This is a genomic window from Microbulbifer maximicatervae (SeqCode) (genome assembly GCF_056232625.1).
Window position 1 is genome coordinate 852517 of the sequence record NZ_CP174324.1, and the last position, 17104, is coordinate 869620.

At 43.0% G+C, this 17104-nt stretch carries 15 protein-coding genes; all 15 read left to right on the plus strand.

The features are described from left to right. Positions 1-25: 25 nt before the first annotated feature. The 15 genes from ACJJI6_RS03730 (at position 26) to sctD (ending at position 17090) form a co-directional block, all read left to right on the plus strand. Complete coding sequence (locus tag ACJJI6_RS03730; protein ID WP_444917403.1) at positions 26-1144, plus strand: TyeA family type III secretion system gatekeeper subunit; 1119 nt, start codon at positions 26-28, stop codon at positions 1142-1144. Continuing rightward, positions 1137-1514 (plus strand): hypothetical protein, encoded by a 378-nt coding sequence (locus tag ACJJI6_RS03735; RefSeq protein ID WP_475712523.1) that lies wholly within the window; start codon positions 1137-1139, stop codon positions 1512-1514. The genes ACJJI6_RS03730 and ACJJI6_RS03735 overlap by 8 nt, the downstream gene beginning before the upstream one ends. 3 nt (positions 1515-1517) lie before the next feature. After that, the gene (locus tag ACJJI6_RS03740; RefSeq protein WP_475712524.1) at positions 1518-1913 is read left to right on the plus strand and encodes a hypothetical protein; all 396 of its coding nucleotides are present in this window, start codon (positions 1518-1520) and stop codon (positions 1911-1913) included. Between the two features lie 369 nt (positions 1914-2282). Further along, positions 2283-4406, plus strand: a complete 2124-nt coding sequence (gene sctV, locus ACJJI6_RS03745) for a type III secretion system export apparatus subunit SctV (RefSeq protein ID WP_444917400.1) — start codon at positions 2283-2285, stop codon at positions 4404-4406. 11 nt (positions 4407-4417) lie between these two features. Further along, complete coding sequence (gene sctN, locus ACJJI6_RS03750; RefSeq protein ID WP_444917399.1) at positions 4418-5827, plus strand: type III secretion system ATPase SctN; 1410 nt, start codon at positions 4418-4420, stop codon at positions 5825-5827. Between the two features lie 143 nt (positions 5828-5970). Next, positions 5971-6438 carry a type III secretion system stalk subunit SctO gene (gene sctO / locus ACJJI6_RS03755; protein ID WP_444917398.1) on the plus strand — a complete coding sequence of 156 codons (468 nt, stop codon included), beginning with the start codon at positions 5971-5973 and terminating at the stop codon, positions 6436-6438. Between the two features lie 8 nt (positions 6439-6446). Then, entirely contained in the window at positions 6447-8195 is a 1749-nt protein-coding gene (locus ACJJI6_RS03760) for a hypothetical protein (RefSeq protein ID WP_444917397.1), read from the plus strand. After that, entirely contained in the window at positions 8192-9244 is a 1053-nt protein-coding gene (gene sctQ, locus ACJJI6_RS03765) for a type III secretion system cytoplasmic ring protein SctQ (RefSeq protein WP_444917396.1), read from the plus strand. The genes ACJJI6_RS03760 and sctQ overlap by 4 nt, the downstream gene beginning before the upstream one ends. Beyond that, positions 9234-9896, plus strand: a complete 663-nt coding sequence (gene sctR / locus ACJJI6_RS03770; RefSeq protein ID WP_444917395.1) for a type III secretion system export apparatus subunit SctR — start codon at positions 9234-9236, stop codon at positions 9894-9896. Before sctQ ends, sctR begins: the two co-directional genes overlap by 11 nt. A 51-nt stretch (positions 9897-9947) precedes the next feature. Further along, complete coding sequence (sctS, locus tag ACJJI6_RS03775) at positions 9948-10202, plus strand: type III secretion system export apparatus subunit SctS (RefSeq protein ID WP_444917394.1); 255 nt, start codon at positions 9948-9950, stop codon at positions 10200-10202. A 1-nt stretch (position 10203) separates the two neighbouring features. After that, positions 10204-11004, plus strand: a complete 801-nt coding sequence (gene sctT, locus ACJJI6_RS03780; RefSeq protein WP_444917393.1) for a type III secretion system export apparatus subunit SctT — start codon at positions 10204-10206, stop codon at positions 11002-11004. Beyond that, a complete protein-coding gene (gene sctU, locus ACJJI6_RS03785) occupies positions 11001-12059 on the plus strand; it encodes a type III secretion system export apparatus subunit SctU (protein WP_444917392.1) in 1059 nt (352 codons plus the stop codon). Before sctT ends, sctU begins: the two co-directional genes overlap by 4 nt. Positions 12060-12084: 25 nt before the next feature. After that, a complete protein-coding gene (locus ACJJI6_RS03790; protein WP_444917391.1) occupies positions 12085-12549 on the plus strand; it encodes a type III secretion system chaperone in 465 nt (154 codons plus the stop codon). Between the two features lie 1249 nt (positions 12550-13798). Next, the gene (sctC, locus tag ACJJI6_RS03795; RefSeq protein WP_475712525.1) at positions 13799-15640 is read left to right on the plus strand and encodes a type III secretion system outer membrane ring subunit SctC; all 1842 of its coding nucleotides are present in this window, start codon (positions 13799-13801) and stop codon (positions 15638-15640) included. 19 nt (positions 15641-15659) lie between these two features. Next, entirely contained in the window at positions 15660-17090 is a 1431-nt protein-coding gene (sctD, locus tag ACJJI6_RS03800; RefSeq protein WP_475712526.1) for a type III secretion system inner membrane ring subunit SctD, read from the plus strand. The last annotated feature ends 14 nt before the right edge of the window (positions 17091-17104 follow it).

The window sequence follows — 17104 nt, forward strand, 5'->3', positions numbered from 1 at the left end:
GTTATATTACTTCTAAGGTAGTCTTATGAGTTCTCCAAACGGTCAGCCTTTAGGGGTTAGTCGTACTATAGAAAAACCTACGGCTATCGATAGTGCGCATAGGCAAGTACAGCCCGCTCATTCCGGGAAGACCATGCTTGAGCTGGCAAGTGATCAACTGGAAGAGGCCGGTTCCTATTTACATAAATATAGGAACTTAAATCGTAGTAGAGCCAAAGAGTCCCGTAAAGATTTTGATAGTTCAGAAATAAAGAAGCTTACAAATGCTGCACTTAATCAGCATCAGGTAGGTAAAATCACTGAGCTGGCCGGTGGGATTAAGCAGGGGCGGTATAACAAATCCGAAATACTGGATCAAATTAGACAATTTTCACAGCAATTCTCTTCTGATTCTACACAGCGAGCGCTGGCCCTGCTTTCACTTAAGTCACAGATTGCAGATGCCCCTGAGCCTGTCCAAAATCTCAGTGAGATAAATTCCGAAATCGATGCGGAGTTAGAGCCTATATCAAACTCTTTGGAGTTTAAAGCGGGTATTCTGGCTTATAGCGCTTCAGATTTGGCGGAGCAGGGTGGGCTGGACAAGTACCAGCTCCAACAGGCAACCCAGCCATCATATGCCGTCGACTTTGGTAATATCTACCAGGTGGTATGTGATTTAAGGGAGAAGTTTGGAGAGAGGTATCTTGCACTAGGAGCAGCGGAACTATGCAAGCAATTATCAGCGCAATACCATGAGGGTGGGCGGAATATTGATAGCTCAGAACTTATATCCCTGATGAGGAATATGAGTGAGCTTAAAGTTCTGTTGGCGTTATTTGATGCTTGTGGCGATACCGCTAGACTATTGGTTACACCTGCCACAGATTTAAATAAAAAGAATGAGTTGACCAGCAACCTGTTAAGTGAAGTCTTATCTCTTCAAAAAAAGAACTGGGTAGAGAGTTCGGATATTACTCAAATAGCCACTAAGTTAGAAGTTAGCGATTTGGCACAGATGAATATCCTGGCAGTGCAGATTAAACATATCGTAGGTCTTGTGCCTGATCATATATATGGTGATCCAATGCAAAAACGTCAGTGCATTGATGCAATATTTAAATGTACAGATATGTTTGCTAAAAGAGAGAGTGCCAGTGCCTAATTGGGTTGAAGCGATATTAATCCGGGTTTTTTCTCGTCGTAATATTGAGGTCGATCAATGGCAGCTTAGCCAGGAATACTTGCAAGTAGATGTGCCAGATCTTGGCAATCTTGAGCTAAATTACTTATCTCAGGATGAAGCGTTATTAGTTTCCCTTAGGTTGGGCCATCGGGTTGATGATGACATATTAAAAGTGATGCTGGAATTGAACTCCTATTGCAGTCAAAGTTTATTATCCCCTACGTGCCATTTGTTCTCGGATCATATTGTTCTTAGGTTGTTGATTCACAGGGAAAACTTAGATGTTGTCAGTTTTGAGGCTGCGCTAAACAATTTGTATCAAGTTAATCAATCTGTAGTTGGGTTTTAGGTAATGTTATCTGCCAAATCTAAGGATGTGCTTAATTTTCATGGTGGAATCTCCGGTGTTTCTTATTTAGAGCAGCAACCTACTACGCGAGACTTGCCCTCTGCTAAGCGAATAATCTATTACAACAATAATACATCTCCTTCACATCTGTCAGAACTATTTAAGCGCTCAAATGGGCAGCAACTGTTGAATAAGGTGTGTGTCCCTGATCGAAGTGACATCCAGCCATCAGCACGCTATGAGGGTGAGAAAAAAGCGCTTTACGCACTTGAATGGATTAGGGGGCTGGATTGCAATTTGACCGCAGAAATAAGAGATAAATCTGAGCATATTTTTATGGAGTTGGCTGAGCTAGAGCTGAAAGATCAGGTGCAGAGAAACCTGCTCTGTAAAGTTTAAATGATTTAATTGAGTTTGTTAGGTCCAATTAAATATCATGAGAGAATGGATAGTTGCGCAGGCAGAGTTACAGTTAAATTATGCCAGTGTAGATAAAGCCGTTACCCTGTTGCTCTTGGTTGAGGAAATATACGGTGGCAGTTTGTCCACTGGGCTAATGCTGTGTAAGGCATGGGCGTCATTGCAAAATCTAGAAAATCTTGAACATAAGTCAAGTGAACTTATAGCTACATATAACTTGGACCGTGAACAGTCAGCTGCCTTGTATTATTGCTTGAGTACAACCAAGTGGAAGGCTGGACTATATGATTCCGCAAAAATTGATCATGAAAATTACCTAAGACTGACATGTGAGGATGTTTCGAGCATATGAAAAACCTGATACTGGCATTCAGTCGACGCGCTGATCTTGCATTAGCGATTTTATTGGTTGCTATCATATTTATGATGATACTGCCAATGCCCACCAGTGTAGTTGATGCTTTAATAGCAGTAAATTTTGCTATTGCAGTACTTTTAATGATGCTATCTGTCTATATTAAGTCTGCTTTAGAATTTAGTGCATTTCCAGCTGTGCTACTTATTAGTACTCTATTTCGATTAGCGCTATCGGTTACTACCACTCGCCTGATTCTTATGAATGGTGATGCCGGTGACATCATTACAACGTTTGGTAATTTTGTAGTGGGCGGTAATTTAGTCGTGGGTCTGGTGATTTTTCTAATCATTACCATTGTACAGTTCTTAGTTATTACCAAAGGTGCTGAACGTGTAGCTGAGGTCAGTGCGCGATTCTCTCTCGACGCATTGCCAGGCAAGCAGATGAGTATTGATGGTGATATGCGCGCTGGAATGCTTGACATGGAGGAGGCACGGGATCGCAGGGAATCATTGAACCGAGAGAGCCAGCTCTTTGGTTCGATGGATGGTGCAATGAAATTCGTAAAAGGGGATGCGATTGCCGGCCTTATCATTATTTGTGTCAACATCATTGGTGGAATTTTAATCGGCACCACTCAGCATGGGATGACTACAGGTGATGCACTGGAAATGTATTCCATTCTCACCATTGGCGATGGGCTTATAGCTCAGATTCCTGCTCTATTTATTTCCATGACGGCGGGGATGATCGTTACTCGTGTGGCCTCCACGGAGGATGAGCTGGAGAGTAAAGACATCAACCTAGGCACAGTAATTGGTTCGCAAATTACTGCACATCCACGTGCACTTTATATGTCTTCTGCTCTTTTGTTTGGCCTGGCTGCGATCCCTGGCTTCCCTACAGAAATTTTTATTGCCCTGGCTCTAGTTATTGGTGGGGGCGGATTCTTTTTGGCAAGGCTCGCTAAAAAGCATCAATCACGAGGTGAAAACTTACCTGCTATATTGGCAAAGGACGGCGGTTCAGCTGCTACTGCATCCCCCGAATCCAAGAAGTTGGCTGCAAGAGCAGCGAGTAGTGGTAGAGATGACTTCTCTATCACGGTACCACTATTGGTTGACGTATCAACTGATTTAGAAGGTATATTGGATGGCGAGGAGCTAAACGCTGAGTTAAGCCGTGTAAGGAGAGCACTATACCTGGATTTGGGGGTCCCCTTTCCTGGTGTACATCTACGATTCAATGAGAATCTCCCTGATCACGAGTACCATATTCTTAACCAGGAGGTTCCCGTTGGTCATGGAAAGTTGGTACCTGATAGCATCCTGGTAACGGAACCAAAGGATCAGCTATCTATAGCAGACATTGAGTTCAAGCAAGAAGACGAATTCTTACCGAATATAGATAGCCTATGGGTCCAAAGATCACAACTAGAGACACTGGAAAGCAACAATCTATCCTATTTCTCTTTTAATCGTATTATTACATACCATTTGGCCTATATCTTAAGGCGATATGCAGAGGAATTTATAGGAATACAGGAAACGCGGTATCTGCTAGAGAAGGTAGAGCCCCATTTTGGCGAGCTTGTAAAGGAAGTTGAACGTGTAATGCCGATACAGCGCCTTAGTGATGTATTCCAAAGATTGGTCTCTGAAGATATTTCTATTCGAAACTTAAGGGTGATACTCGAGGCTTTGGTTGAGTGGGGCCAAAAAGAAAAAGATGTGGTCCAGCTGACTGAATACGTAAGGAGCAGTTTAAAGCGCCAGATTTGTTTTAAGTATTCAGCCGGAAGTAGTACGCTCCCCTGTTATTTGCTGGATCAGGAGCTGGAAGATAGTGTTCGCGGGGCTATCCGGCAGACTTCAGCAGGATATTACTTGGCTCTGGACCCTTCGGTGGCAAAGCGATTTACCGATAACTTGGCAATTTATACGAAAGATAGTTTGCAGATGGAGCGAAAGCCCGTTCTGTTAATTGCCATGGATATACGCCGGTATGTTCGCAAGCTGATTGAAAATGAATTTTATGAGCTTCCCGTCCTGTCTTTTCAGGAGTTGACCAAGGATATAAATGTTCAACCAATTGCCCGTATATCTATTAGCTGAAGACACTGACTGTGAAGAAAGCACAACCGAAAGAGCAACCGGCTGTTGATGTTCAGTTGGAGTTAAAGTCTTACCTTTCTCAAGTTGAGGAAACGTGGGGCGACAATAAGCATAAAATATACCATGCAATTGCTGAATGTAATTGTATGCGGATGCGAGGCTGGGTCCAAAATGTATCCGGTACGATTATCAAGGCCCAGGTTCCAGATGTTCAAATTGGTGAATTGTGTCGACTGGTTTCCCCTGGAGTCGAAAAACCTCTGTTAGCTGAAGTGGTGGGGTTAGAAAAGAGCATTGCATTATTATCCCCCCTGGGTGAACTCGCGGGAATATCGAATAAAACAGAAGTATTGCCCACAGGTCGCAGTCATCAGATAGAAGTGGGTGAGTTTTTACTGGGGAGTGTGCTTGATGGTTTGGGGAACCCGTTAAAAAAGGGCAGCCGCTATGATGGTGATTCCGCAACAAGAGAGAGAGTTCAGGTTATAGCTGACGCTCCGGATGCCATGGAGCGGCAGTTAATCGATAGACCGGTGTCACTAGGCATAAAAGCTATTGATAGTATCCTTACCTGTGGAGAGGGGCAGAGGATTGGTATCTTTGCTGCTGCTGGCGGGGGTAAAAGTACATTACTGTCTATGATTATCCGCAATGCGGAAGTCGATGTTATCGTTATTGCGCTAATTGGAGAGCGAGGGCGCGAGGTCCGCGAATTTATTGATCATGATTTAGGAGCTGATGGTCTAGCGAGGGCCGTTCTTGTTGTAGCAACATCAGATAGGCCTGCTATGGAGCGCGCTAAGGCCGCATTGGTCGCGACAGCAATTGCAGAGCACTTCAGGGAAAAGGGACAAAAAGTCTTGTTACTGATGGATTCCGTAACACGATATGCCAGGTCGTTGCGGGAGATTGGACTTGCTGCCGGAGAGCCCCCAACACGCCGGGGCTACCCTCCATCTGTATTCGCTGCGCTACCACAGCTAATGGAGCGTAGTGGAAACTCCGCCAAAGGGTCAATCACGGCTTGTTATACCGTTCTCGTTGAAGGTGATGATATGACAGAGCCTGTTGCAGACGAAACGAGATCTATCCTAGATGGCCACATAATACTTTCTCGTGCCTTGGGAGCAGCTGCACATTACCCAGCGATCGATGTGCTGCAAAGCGCAAGCAGGGTAATGAATAATTTTGTGGCACCGGAACACAAATTGGCGGCCATGAAGATACAGAATCTATTGGCAAAGTATAAAGAAGTAGAGCTGTTAGTGCGTATCGGTGAGTATCAACGCGGCAATGATCCGGTCACCGATGAGGCTGTAGATAGAATTGATGAGATAAATTCATTCCTGAAACAGGGTACCCACGAATTGATACCGTTTGATGCTAGTGTGACGCAACTTTTAAAGATGTTTCCTTCGTAGTGTCAGGGATAAGGCGTGGAGCTGACCTATCTAGCACTTTCCTGCAATAAATGGCCTAAATCTAAAAAAAACAAACCAAATTATAAAGAGAATATTTAGGCCATCAATATAATACCAAAAGCTCCGTGTGGTGGTGGCGATGCATGGTTAGTCTAGACCGTATTTTAACAGTAAAGACACTTAAGCTGGATGCTGCGAAAAAGGAGTTTCAGCGGGCAACTGAATTACTACGCCAGAGAACGACGCAGCTTGAGTTAGCGCAGAAAGAGTTTGAAAACCACAGGTTGTGGCGAATCTCTGAAGAGGCCAGGCAATACAAAGCCATCATGGGACAACCTCTTCAAACAGCACAGCTAGATAAATTTAGATCCTCTATGGCAGCGATGCACGAAGATGAGGCATCGCTTAAATTGAAGGCCATCGAGTCGGAAAAGCTACTTCAGGATGCCATAGACAACAAAGAAAGCTGTCATAGGCAACTTCAGCATTGTTTGAAGGGAGTCGAGAAGTACGAGCAGCTTATAAAAGAGCTGCATAACATGGAAAGAGCCATAGAGGAGCGGCTTAGTGAAGAAACGCTGGATGAATTTTTAATTACCTCTACTAGGTAGAAATATTGATGTCAATAGAATTAGAACGTATTAAGGTGAGCGGAAAAGCACCCTTGGAATCGACCCAATGGACATCAAGTATTTTTTCTAGCAAGAAGGATTCAGGTATCAGTTTTGATGCCGATACCAGTGCAGCTAAATTCCAGCAACGAGCTCAAGTGAAAGAGAGTCATGGTAATGAAGCCGTAAGCTATCAGGACTTCCTTCAGGACTTCGAACGTGAACTGACTTCCCTAGTCGGGTTTTTCGAGCGCCATACCGATAGAGTCCCTATGGATAATGGGCCTGAAAGGCAATCTATGCCGGAGCTGTCAAGAAAAAAGGTCAATGGGGATCAGTATCAAACTGTGCGTGTTAGTGCAGGAATGATTGATGATCATAAATCATCTAGCCAACAAGCGGAGACCTCCACAGGCTATCTCCATGAAGCTGCCATGGATAATAGATCGCAGGGGCATCAAAGTACAGATTCCGTAGATAATGGACTTGCCAAGCCATCTATGCAGGCTCCCCAAAAAATCGATGTTAACGGGACTCAATACCGAAAAGACCGCATTTATTCAGCGGCGGGTGGCGATATTGGATCGCAGGGGCATCAAAGAGCAACTACCGTAGATAATGGACTTGCCAAGCCATCTATGCAGGCTCCCCAAAAAATCGATGTTGATGGGACTCAACACCGAAAAGACCGTATTTATTCAGTGGCGGGTGTCGATATTGGATTGCAGGGGCATCAAAGAGCAACTTCCGTAGATAATGGACTTGCCAAGCCGTCTATGCAGGAGCCCCCAAAAGTCGATGTCGATCGGGCTCTACACCCAAAAGATCATATTCTTTCTGCAGCGGGTGGTGATAATGGGTTGCAGGGGCATCATAGAGCAGCTTCCGTAGATAATGGACTTGCCAAGCCATCTATGCAGGAACCTTCAAAAATCGATGTCGATCGGACTCAACACCGAAAAGAGCGTATTTATTCAGCGGCGGGTGACGATATTGGATCGCAGGGGCATCAAAGAGCAACTTCTGTGGATAATGGACTTGCCAGGCCGTCTATCCAGCCTCCCCAAAATATCGATGTCGATGGGACTCAGCACTTAAAAGACTGGTTTTTTTCAGCAGCTAGTGGTGGTCATAAGTCACTAGATCATCAAATGGGTACCTACGCCAACACCCCGGTTAATAACCTCAAAAGCTTATTGTCTGATGAGCAGGCCGGACAATTGATTTTGAATTTGGAGGGTGTCGAATATCTAGAAGAAGGTGAGGTTATTTATGTAGCGCAATCCGCACTTTCTGCAATTGATCGTTTGTATTTATCACAGGTAAGTAAATGCAGTGAAGTGAAATCGGATGTTGGCTTGCTGTCCAATTTGCAGGGGGCCGGGCTAGAGACTATATCAATCAGTAAGAAAGTTATTCGCGCTGAGGTGGTGTGTAGGGCGCTCTCGGATACTAGGGTTACTGTTGAATTGCAAGATGGAAAATTGTCAGTGCATTTTGATATACAAAATCAAGACTTGGGCGTAGCTGGTACCTCTATGCTCACCGAGCTTCGGGCAATGCTTGACCATAAATACGCACAATTTCATGTGTCGGTAACTACGAGCAGCGCTGATCAGGTCGAAGTAGAGAGCAGTGCAAGTGATAACTCAAAGAAGCGGGATGGGAATAGTTCGGGTGATGATGGTAATCAACGTGACGCCCCTTCCGAAGAGAAGTGGGAAATAGATTACTTGCTTGGTGGTCTAACTAAATGAATATAAATAAGCTTGCATTGCTAAAAACGACCATGCAAGAAGTGGCGTTAAAAAATTTCCTCATTTGTAACAAGCTGGATATTGAGCTGGGTTCGCCAGACAAAGAGATCCCGCCGCTATTGCACATCAGATCAGTCGGCTGTACCAGTAAATTGCCAGAAAGGGCGCTTTACTTTGAGTTAAGTGGAGGGGGGGGCGATACACACTGGAAATTCTACGTTTCCTTGAGTGAGGCCAGTACTCTGCTGTCTTGCTATTTTCAAGGTGTATGTATTTCAGGCTTGCCCTGCGAATTGATTGAGGCAGCATGTGAATTATGGTTTGAACATATTGCTGAGGCGAATCAAGGGTTGAGAGATTATCACCTTGGTGGAGTTCAAATTGTCACAACAAGCGAGTCAAGTTCTTCAGCTAATCTGGCTTGCAAACTGCGGGTTTCTGAGCAGAAAAATTGTATCAATGTTTTCTGTGTGATCCCAAGATCAGGCTTTGAGCTGCCAATAAGCAGCTGTGTTAGCAAAAGACGGCACCCTCTGCCAGCTGCGCTGCCCATTAGGTTTGTTATTGGCACTACCCACCTGGATATCCATGAGTTAGAAGGTATTGAAGCCGGTGATATTATCCTAATAAAGAAATCATATCTATCACAGCAGCATTGTTTAGTAATGTTTTGCCGCCAGCTAATCTGGTTAGCAGAATGCGATATGAAAAGTATTACACTTAAATATCCTTGGAGTGAACAAATGGATAATGAGTATAGCGAAGCTGATGATTCACTAGGGGAGCTTGATGAAGCCTCTGATGCAGCGGAAGTAACTCGAAAACTACAAGATGTTTCTTTGACTCTCAGTTTTGCTTTGCCCGGAGTAGAAATGACGATCGAGGATGTTCAGGCATTATCAGAGGGATATACATTTCAATTGGTTGACTCGGCTTCAACTCAAATCGCCATTATTGTAAATGGGTCTGTAATAGGTAAAGGGCAATTGGTGAACATAGAAGGTCAGTTGGGCGTACAGGTCTCGAAGTGGGGTAAAAATGGGGATTAGTTTTCTAGGCGGCCAGCTTGACCATATATCGATAATATTAGCGCTTGGTGCTCTAGCATTAGTCCCGTTTCTGGCGGTAATGGGAACCTCCTTTGTTAAGATTGTTATTGTTTTTTCACTGCTCCGTAATGCCTTGGGAGTTCAGCAGACACCACCTAATATGGCGTTGTATGGCGTGGCTTTGATTCTGACGCTATATATAATGGCTCCGGTGGGGTTTGATATACAAGAATATGTTGAGGCTAATAGTCATTTAACGGAATCTTCTGAGAATTATAAAGAGTTATTTTCAGGGGCAGTTAAACCCTATGCCGCATTCTTACAAAACAATACGACCGAAATAGAAAAAAACTATTTTCTGGATACTGCCAGGGAAATTTGGCCTGAGCGCCACGCAGATAAAGTAACGGATGATAGCTTATTGGTCTTGTTGCCAGCGTTTACCGTTAGTCAGGTTACTGAAGCGTTTAAGATTGGGTTTTTAATCTATTTACCCTTCTTGGTAATTGACCTCATTGTTTCAAACATACTTCTTGCTATGGGTATGATGATGGTATCTCCAATGACAATCTCGCTTCCATTTAAATTATTGTTGTTTGTTGTGTTAGATGGATGGACAACCCTTACTCATAGTCTGGTCATGGCCTACTAGTGAGAGAAAAACACCATATTATATTTACCTTTTGGTCGCGAGAGTAGAGTTGTGGATGTAGGTGAGATGATGAGGTTGGCACAGGAGGCAATGATGTTAGTGTTGATACTTTCTCTTCCTGCTATTGTAGCTGCCTCGATAGTAGGCACTCTGGTGAGCCTCATCCAGGCATTGACCCAAATTCAGGAACAAACGCTAGGGTTTGTATTAAAACTGGTTGCGGTTATCTTTGCATTGATTGGTACGGGCAGCTGGATGGGGGCTGAGTTAGTCGCTCTTGGTGCGACTGCTTTCAACAGCATATAAAATGGATCTTGATTTAAATAACCTAGAAGCAATGATTCAGGCCTATATTTTATCATTGCCACGCGTGTATTTGGTATTTACAGTTCTACCAATGATGAGTAGAGGGTTTTTAGGTAGCTCAATGGTGCGCAACGGTATTCTATTGAGTTTGTCTCTATTTATATTTCCGCTTACGGAAGGTAGTTTGCCTCCGGACCTGGGAAAGCTTGGGTATATTTCAATACTCCTTAAAGAATCTGCCATTGGATTGATCATTGGAGTGGTCGTGGCAATCCCATTTTGGATTGCCGAGGGGGTTGGTTTTTTAATTGACAATCAGAGAGGGGCCACTATGGCGAATATTGTCAACCCATTGCTGGGGGACGAGACTTCGCCACTAGGTATTTATCTCAGTCATTTATTGAACACCTTCTTTATTCTTAGCGGAGCGTTTCTGCTGATGATGGGAGTAATCTACGAGAGCTACATATTTTGGCCAATTAATGAAATGTTTCCCCGAAATTTGGCTGGTGCGGATATCTATATTTTTTCACAGCTGGATTTTTTAAGTAAATCCATTGTTGTCTTTTCCGCACCAATTGTCATTGCGATGTTTTTGGCAGAGTTTACCCTTGCGCTGATTAGCAGGTTCTCACCACAATTAAACGTTTTCTTTATGGCAATGCCAGTTAAAAGTGCTATCGGCATATTTGTTTTGGTTGTATATATCCACGCCCTATTAGGCCATATCGATAGTGTTGTTACTGATACTTTTGAAGGGATGCATCACTTTATGCGAAACACTCTTGGTGGTGTAATGTGAGTTCATCATCAAAAACGGAGCCCCCAACGCCCAAGAAAATACGAGACTCCAGGGAAAAAGGCCAGGTAGCAAAAAGTAAAGAGGTGGTATCCCTGGTTCTGCTTGTGTCTGTAACCGGGTATTTCTGGCTATTTGGTGAAAGTATTTTTTTCCAGATTAAAGGTCTTTTTTATGATCTTTCGAGGCATATAGATCTTCCGGTTGGTCAATTGTTTTTAAATGCCTCGGTTGAGGCGTTCTATATAGCGGCAAAAATATTATTGCCAATACTGGCTGTGGTTTTTGTTTTTGCAATTATATCAAACGTTATGCAGATCGGATGGATATTTAGTGGGGAGACGGTCAAGCTAAAGTTTGAAAATATAGGCCTGGTGAATGGTGCAAAGAAAATATTCAGCGCGCAAAATGCCATGGAGTTTGTTAAATCCCTTATCAAGATCGTGGTCCTTAGCTATGTTTCATGGTATGTATTAAAAAATAATCTTGCGCTGATTATGGAGATACCCACTTGTGGTGCTGATTGCGCCATCTATATAACCGGATCATTAATGATGAAGTTAATCCTATATTGCCTTGCGGCATTTGTCTTCTTGGCTGGGGCTGACTTTGGGCTCGAACGTTTTTTGTACTTCAAGAAACTCCGCATGTCTATTGATGAGGTGAGAAGGGAGTATAAAGAGACTGAGGGTGATCCGGAGATTAAGGGGCGCAGAAAAGAGCTGCATCGCGAACTTATGAGTGAGGAGGTGGTTCAAAAGAGGGTGTCACAAGCAGACGTTTTGATTACCAACCCAATACACTTTGCGGTAGGAATTCGGTATGATCAAACAGTTTCCCAGCTACCTTTTGTTACAATCAAAGGTGAAATGTTATTTGCACAAAAATTAAGGCATATAGCACAAAAAAATGAAATCCCGGTTATCGAGAGCGTGGCTCTCGCAAGAGGTCTTTACGCAAAAATAGATATAGACCAAAAAATTACGGATGAATTTGTAGAACCGGTGGCGGATGTTATCCGCTGGTTGCGTGAGCAAAAAACACCCCATACTGACTGAGACGTATAGACATTGGAGTTTGATTATGAATCTTGATTTTCCCAGGCTGATTCAAGAGTTAGCAGTAAACTTGCAGCAACCGCTTATGGAGCCCGTTGAAGACGCTTGCCGTATCTCTTGGGATGAGGTTGATATGCATATTTACCTGCATGAGGAAGATGGCAAAGAGCTGGTTATTGTCACTTTGGATATTGGTGAGATTCCAAATGGGCAGGAGGAGCATATCTGTAAGTTAATGCTCCAAGGTAACTACCTTTGGGTAGCCAGTGAGTATGCAACACTGTCCTTACATCCTGAGTCGCAGATGATAGTTTTATGCGATAAAGAGCGTGCAGAAGTAGTAGAGATTGAGTCCTTCACTCAAAGAGTAAAAGCTTTGTACCAAACGGCAGTCTACTGGCAGGAAATAATATCGGTTAACGGTGGAGATGCTTCCGTTGAAACGAATGGGGCTCCTGTGTTGAACCATGACTTTGGGATAAAAGTGTAACTATAGGTATAGGCCTTTATTAGATAGACCTTCTAAGAATAGATTGGCTGGCAATGTAGAAGCTTAATATAGGAATCATTGTCAGTCTTGTTTCCTGCATCACTTGACCATCACCCGTTTTACGAATGGTATTTAGCCGATTATTTTAAGCAATTGCATTCATGGAGTTGGAACAGTCGAGTGGCCACTTATATCACTACTATAATTGAAGCCATTTTTGACGGGGCTGATGAATTGCACGGGGTATGTTCGGCTTAAAGTCGTAACGCTAGGCGTCAACTATTTAAGTGGTGGGGCTAAATCCGAACTGTAAATATAGACCAGGCCATTTTGCGGCGGACTGATTGCTGTATTTATCCCTATCACAGCGTTAGTTGATCAGCAAATGTATGATCAACTAATGTACCCATTGGTTTTTCAGTGTAATGTCTATGGAATGTACTCGTCAGAACTTTATAGGGCTGGCCAGTATTAGGGCGATGTAAATTACAAGCGCAGAACTCTACCATTACCGTGCTAATTTGTAGCCTTGCGAGTGTCAGGGTCGCTTGCGGTATATTTAAACAGGAAGGTGTTTTGATACGTCTTAGGGGGGAGCAAAGCTTGGACTTGATAGCCTATCTTGGTCACCGAACACCCAATATTCTGTGTGTCCGTGTTATAGCTATTTAATCCCGGCTTATCCAGAGCGGAGTTGACATTTTTAATATTCCGCTGTGGCTTAAATTTATTGAGCATAAGTCCCACTTGCGGGCCTAAAAATGACCTTTATCTAAAAAAATGCGATCAATTCTTAAAGAAGGTTTCCTTGATCGCTGATATAGTAAAAAAATAAATATTGCCAATATTCGGGTTACTATGACGCTTCAGGCTAAAATTTCTGCTTTATGCTCAGAAGTATTCTTACCTATGCCGAGGATTGGTAGTGATGGCTCTTATACCTTGAGTTTTGATTCGAAGTTCAATGTGAAATTTATCGAGCATCAGAATAGATACATTCTTTGCACAAATGAGCTCGGCTTGATTTCTGACAAGCAAAATCTTCTGGATGCAATGCATAGGAGTTATGCTTGGAAGGGGTTGAAGCTGTCTGTGGTATCAGATATTTCCGACAACTTTGGGGTTCAAAGTACTATGCCCAGTAGCATACCGTATGATGAATTTTTCGACGTTGTCAATCATCATTGTGGATATTGTGAGGTTCTATTAAGGCAAGTGGCTATTAGTCAAGTAAACGAGTTGCGGTATCATGAATTTATTACGCCATAGTATCCCTTTGTGTTTGATTGCAATTGTAATATTGCCTTTTGCTAAGGTTCACAGCCAAACTCTTAATGGAGATCCTTTTGAGTTTTATGGCGAGGAGCAGCCACTGGTTGATGTACTTACCTCGATAGCAACACATTCACGTCTAGGTGTAGAGGTGAATGAAGAAATCGATAGCAACTTTAGTGGATATTTGATGAAACGAGATAGTGAGGAAGCACTAAACTTTCTCGCTGGGGCGTTTGATCTTGTATGGTACTTTGACGGCGCAACCATCTATGTTGACCCTATCAGTTCAATGGATAGCAAGCTGTTCTTGCTCGAAACAATTAATTCTGAGCTTCTTAAGCAGACAATGAAGGATCTATCAATTTGGGATGATAGGTTCGAATGGCGTTCATTGGGAGTAAGTGGAATTGCGATGATATCGGGCCCGCCTAGGTATCTCGATTTGGTGGATCAAACAGTAGAGATGTTGAAGTTGCACGCAGCTGCCGCGAACAATGATACGCTAGCCATTCAAATTTATAAGTTGAAATATGCATCTGCAGCTGATCGTAGAGTGAATGTTAGAGATGAAGAGGTGGTACTGCCGGGTGTTGCGACACTATTAAAAGGTCTTCTTAGTTCAGGTTCAATATCTGAACATGCCCAGGTTTTTCCTGATCTAGATAATACTCAAGCTGAGGGAACACAGCTTGATGAGATATTACTGCCTGGAGCCGAGTCTAAAAATAGAGCGAATACTATTGACCAGCTGGGATATTCTAGTGGTGCCTCGCATCCTAATGCGGCGGTTTATCCTGACCCAAGTACGAATTCAGTAATTATACAAGACTACAACTCTAGACTACTTCTCTATGAAAACTTGATTGGGCAATTGGACCAGCAGAGACAACAGCTTGAAATTAGCTTGGTGATTATTGATCTAACAACTAACTCATTACGTGAGATCGGCGTCAACTGGAATGTTGACTCGGTTGCACGTGGAGGCGGTCTTTTGGATTTAGTCTTGCCTGGAAGTACGCTCGTGGATGCTGATTTTTTTGCCCAAACGAATGTAGATTTCCTAGCAACAGTGAGAGCGCTCGAATCTGAAGGCAAGGCTCGTGTTACTTCCAGACCGGCTGTCGTTACTGAAGATGGAATGGAAGCTTTGTTAGATAATAATGAATCCTTTTTTGTACGTGTCGAAGGAGAGCGAGTAGCAAGCTTAGAGCAAATTACATACGGTACGCTATTAAAAGTTGTTCCTCGTATTGTTGATGATTCGTCTGATTTGGGAGAGGTCTCGGTCATCAATCTTGATGTTCAGATTGAGGATGCAAATCGCCTGAATGATGGTGGGGTTGATTCTATCCCATCGATTAGGAATACCTTAATCAACACTCGTTCATCTGTCCCGAATGGTGGTTCCCTACTTATTGGTGGATATTATCGTGAAGCAACCACTAGTAATGTGGAGGGAGTACCAATGTTAGGGCGAATCCCAATTTTTGGAAGTTTCTTTCGGCGTGATGATGATAGCCAATCTCAACTGGTTAGACTGTTTATGTTAAGCCCAAGAATCTTGTCAGAATCACTATTTGAATCTCAGTTATCACATAGCGATAGCCATCTTAAAAACCAGTATATTCCAGGTAAATTCTCCGATGTTTCTAATTATAATCCGAACATTCATGAACTGGAATCGGTGGGGTTTTGTGAGCCTGCTCACAAGGCGAGACAGCGGCGTAATAATTTGATGGCTGCAAATATATCGACACGTATTCTGCCATGTAATGAAGATGCGGTTGATGCTTATCGTGTGGTAACTTCAAATTAATCGTCAATGGTATAATCCAATGAAACGATGGAAGCTTAAAGTATTAAATAGCGAACATTATGGTGCCGAAGTACCGCTTCATAGCAATATGGTGTTAGGCAGTGACGAAGAGCTGGCGGATTTGGTGCTTAGCTCTACTATAGTTTCCGCGCAGTACATAACCTTTGATTCGGATGAAGATGGTGTAAAAGTTGAACTTCTCGAGGAGGATATTTCACTTGAATCAGATGGTGAAATTATCTCTTCCGATGACTACTTGCCTACTCAAAAAGCTATTACTGCAGGTAGATTGTGCTTTGCATTGCGTTTAGAAACTGAAGAGTGGGTTGAAGAGCTGCAATGTTCCAGTCCTTCTATCTCTGTAAATCCAAAAGGGCAACCGGAACTCATTGATAGGGATGCGAAGGATACAAGCACAGATTCTAAAAGTAGATTAACCTCCATTGCAGCTATGCCTGCTACAAAATGGGTTGTAGTGGCTGTTGGAGTAGGAATAACATCTTTTTATAGTTACTTTATGTATAAAGCAAAGGATAGTATTCCTGCGGAGCCGGCTGTAGAGGAGGTGGTGAGTCATGGAGAACCCGAAAAGGTAAGCTCGCAGGTAGATTCAGAGAGGTTAGGGAATAGTAAGTTATCTGAACTTCTTTCGCAGGCGAAGTATCAAGATCTTAATGTGAGCGCCGATGAGAAATCTGAAAATATTTTGGTGTCTGGTTATGTCCAAGATGATATTTCTTTACATATTTTAAAGCAGCAGATTGAAGCAATCTCTACTGCTATTTCTATTAATGTTTATAGTGTAGAAAAGATGGAGCAGTCTGCGCGGTTAATTTTAGCAAACCTGGGGCTGGTGCCAGAGAAGATTGAGCGTGGTAGTAAGCCAGGTCATTTAGTAGCTGTTACGGATGGAGATTTTTCGAGGACTTGGGATAAGGCCGAAAAGGTATTGCTCTCTGATATTCCTGGGTTACTGATTTGGGAAGTATCTTCCAGTAAAGAGGTGAGTCCGCTTAAAAGGCTGACATCAATGATTGCAGAGTATAGTTTTTCTACGCAATTGTCTTTCAAGGAGAGGAAAGATAGGATTGAAATCATTGGGAGTCTTGCTTCACCGGAAAAGCGTCAATTAAATGAAATTATGTCTGAATTTAGGGAAAGGATTGGTGATACACCGCGCTTGATACACATTACTCCCAGAGTTCATAAAGTCCCTAAAACGCTTTCGGACTTCGGAATTGCGGCTGTTCGATCTGGGGGTACCCCCTATGTCACATTTAAAAACGGTAATCGTTATTTGGTTGGCGCTAGGTTGCCAAATGGTGTCAATTTGCAGACGCTCTCTGACGGTGAAATTACTTTAATACGCGGCCTTCAATCGTATACTTTACGTTATGAAGATTTGAAGCCGAGCAATGAGAGCCCTAAATTTAGCTTTTTAGTGAATTAGTTGAGCCTTTACGA

Bases quoted from the DNA above. Each gene is read 5' to 3' on its own strand.
- ACJJI6_RS03730 (WP_444917403.1), top strand. From the start codon at position 26: ATGAGTTCTCCAAACGGTCAGCCTTTAGGGGTTAGTCGTACTATAGAA.
- ACJJI6_RS03740 (WP_475712524.1), top strand. From the start codon at position 1,518: ATGTTATCTGCCAAATCTAAGGATGTGCTTAATTTTCATGGTGGAATC.
- sctV (WP_444917400.1), top strand. From the start codon at position 2,283: ATGAAAAACCTGATACTGGCATTCAGTCGACGCGCTGATCTTGCATTA.
- sctO (WP_444917398.1), top strand. From the start codon at position 5,971: ATGGTTAGTCTAGACCGTATTTTAACAGTAAAGACACTTAAGCTGGAT.
- ACJJI6_RS03760 (WP_444917397.1), top strand. From the start codon at position 6,447: ATGTCAATAGAATTAGAACGTATTAAGGTGAGCGGAAAAGCACCCTTG.
- sctQ (WP_444917396.1), top strand. From the start codon at position 8,192: ATGAATATAAATAAGCTTGCATTGCTAAAAACGACCATGCAAGAAGTG.
- sctR (WP_444917395.1), top strand. From the start codon at position 9,234: ATGGGGATTAGTTTTCTAGGCGGCCAGCTTGACCATATATCGATAATA.
- sctT (WP_444917393.1), top strand. From the start codon at position 10,204: ATGGATCTTGATTTAAATAACCTAGAAGCAATGATTCAGGCCTATATT.
- ACJJI6_RS03790 (WP_444917391.1), top strand. From the start codon at position 12,085: ATGAATCTTGATTTTCCCAGGCTGATTCAAGAGTTAGCAGTAAACTTG.
- sctC (WP_475712525.1), top strand. From the start codon at position 13,799: ATGAATTTATTACGCCATAGTATCCCTTTGTGTTTGATTGCAATTGTA.
- sctD (WP_475712526.1), top strand. From the start codon at position 15,660: ATGAAACGATGGAAGCTTAAAGTATTAAATAGCGAACATTATGGTGCC.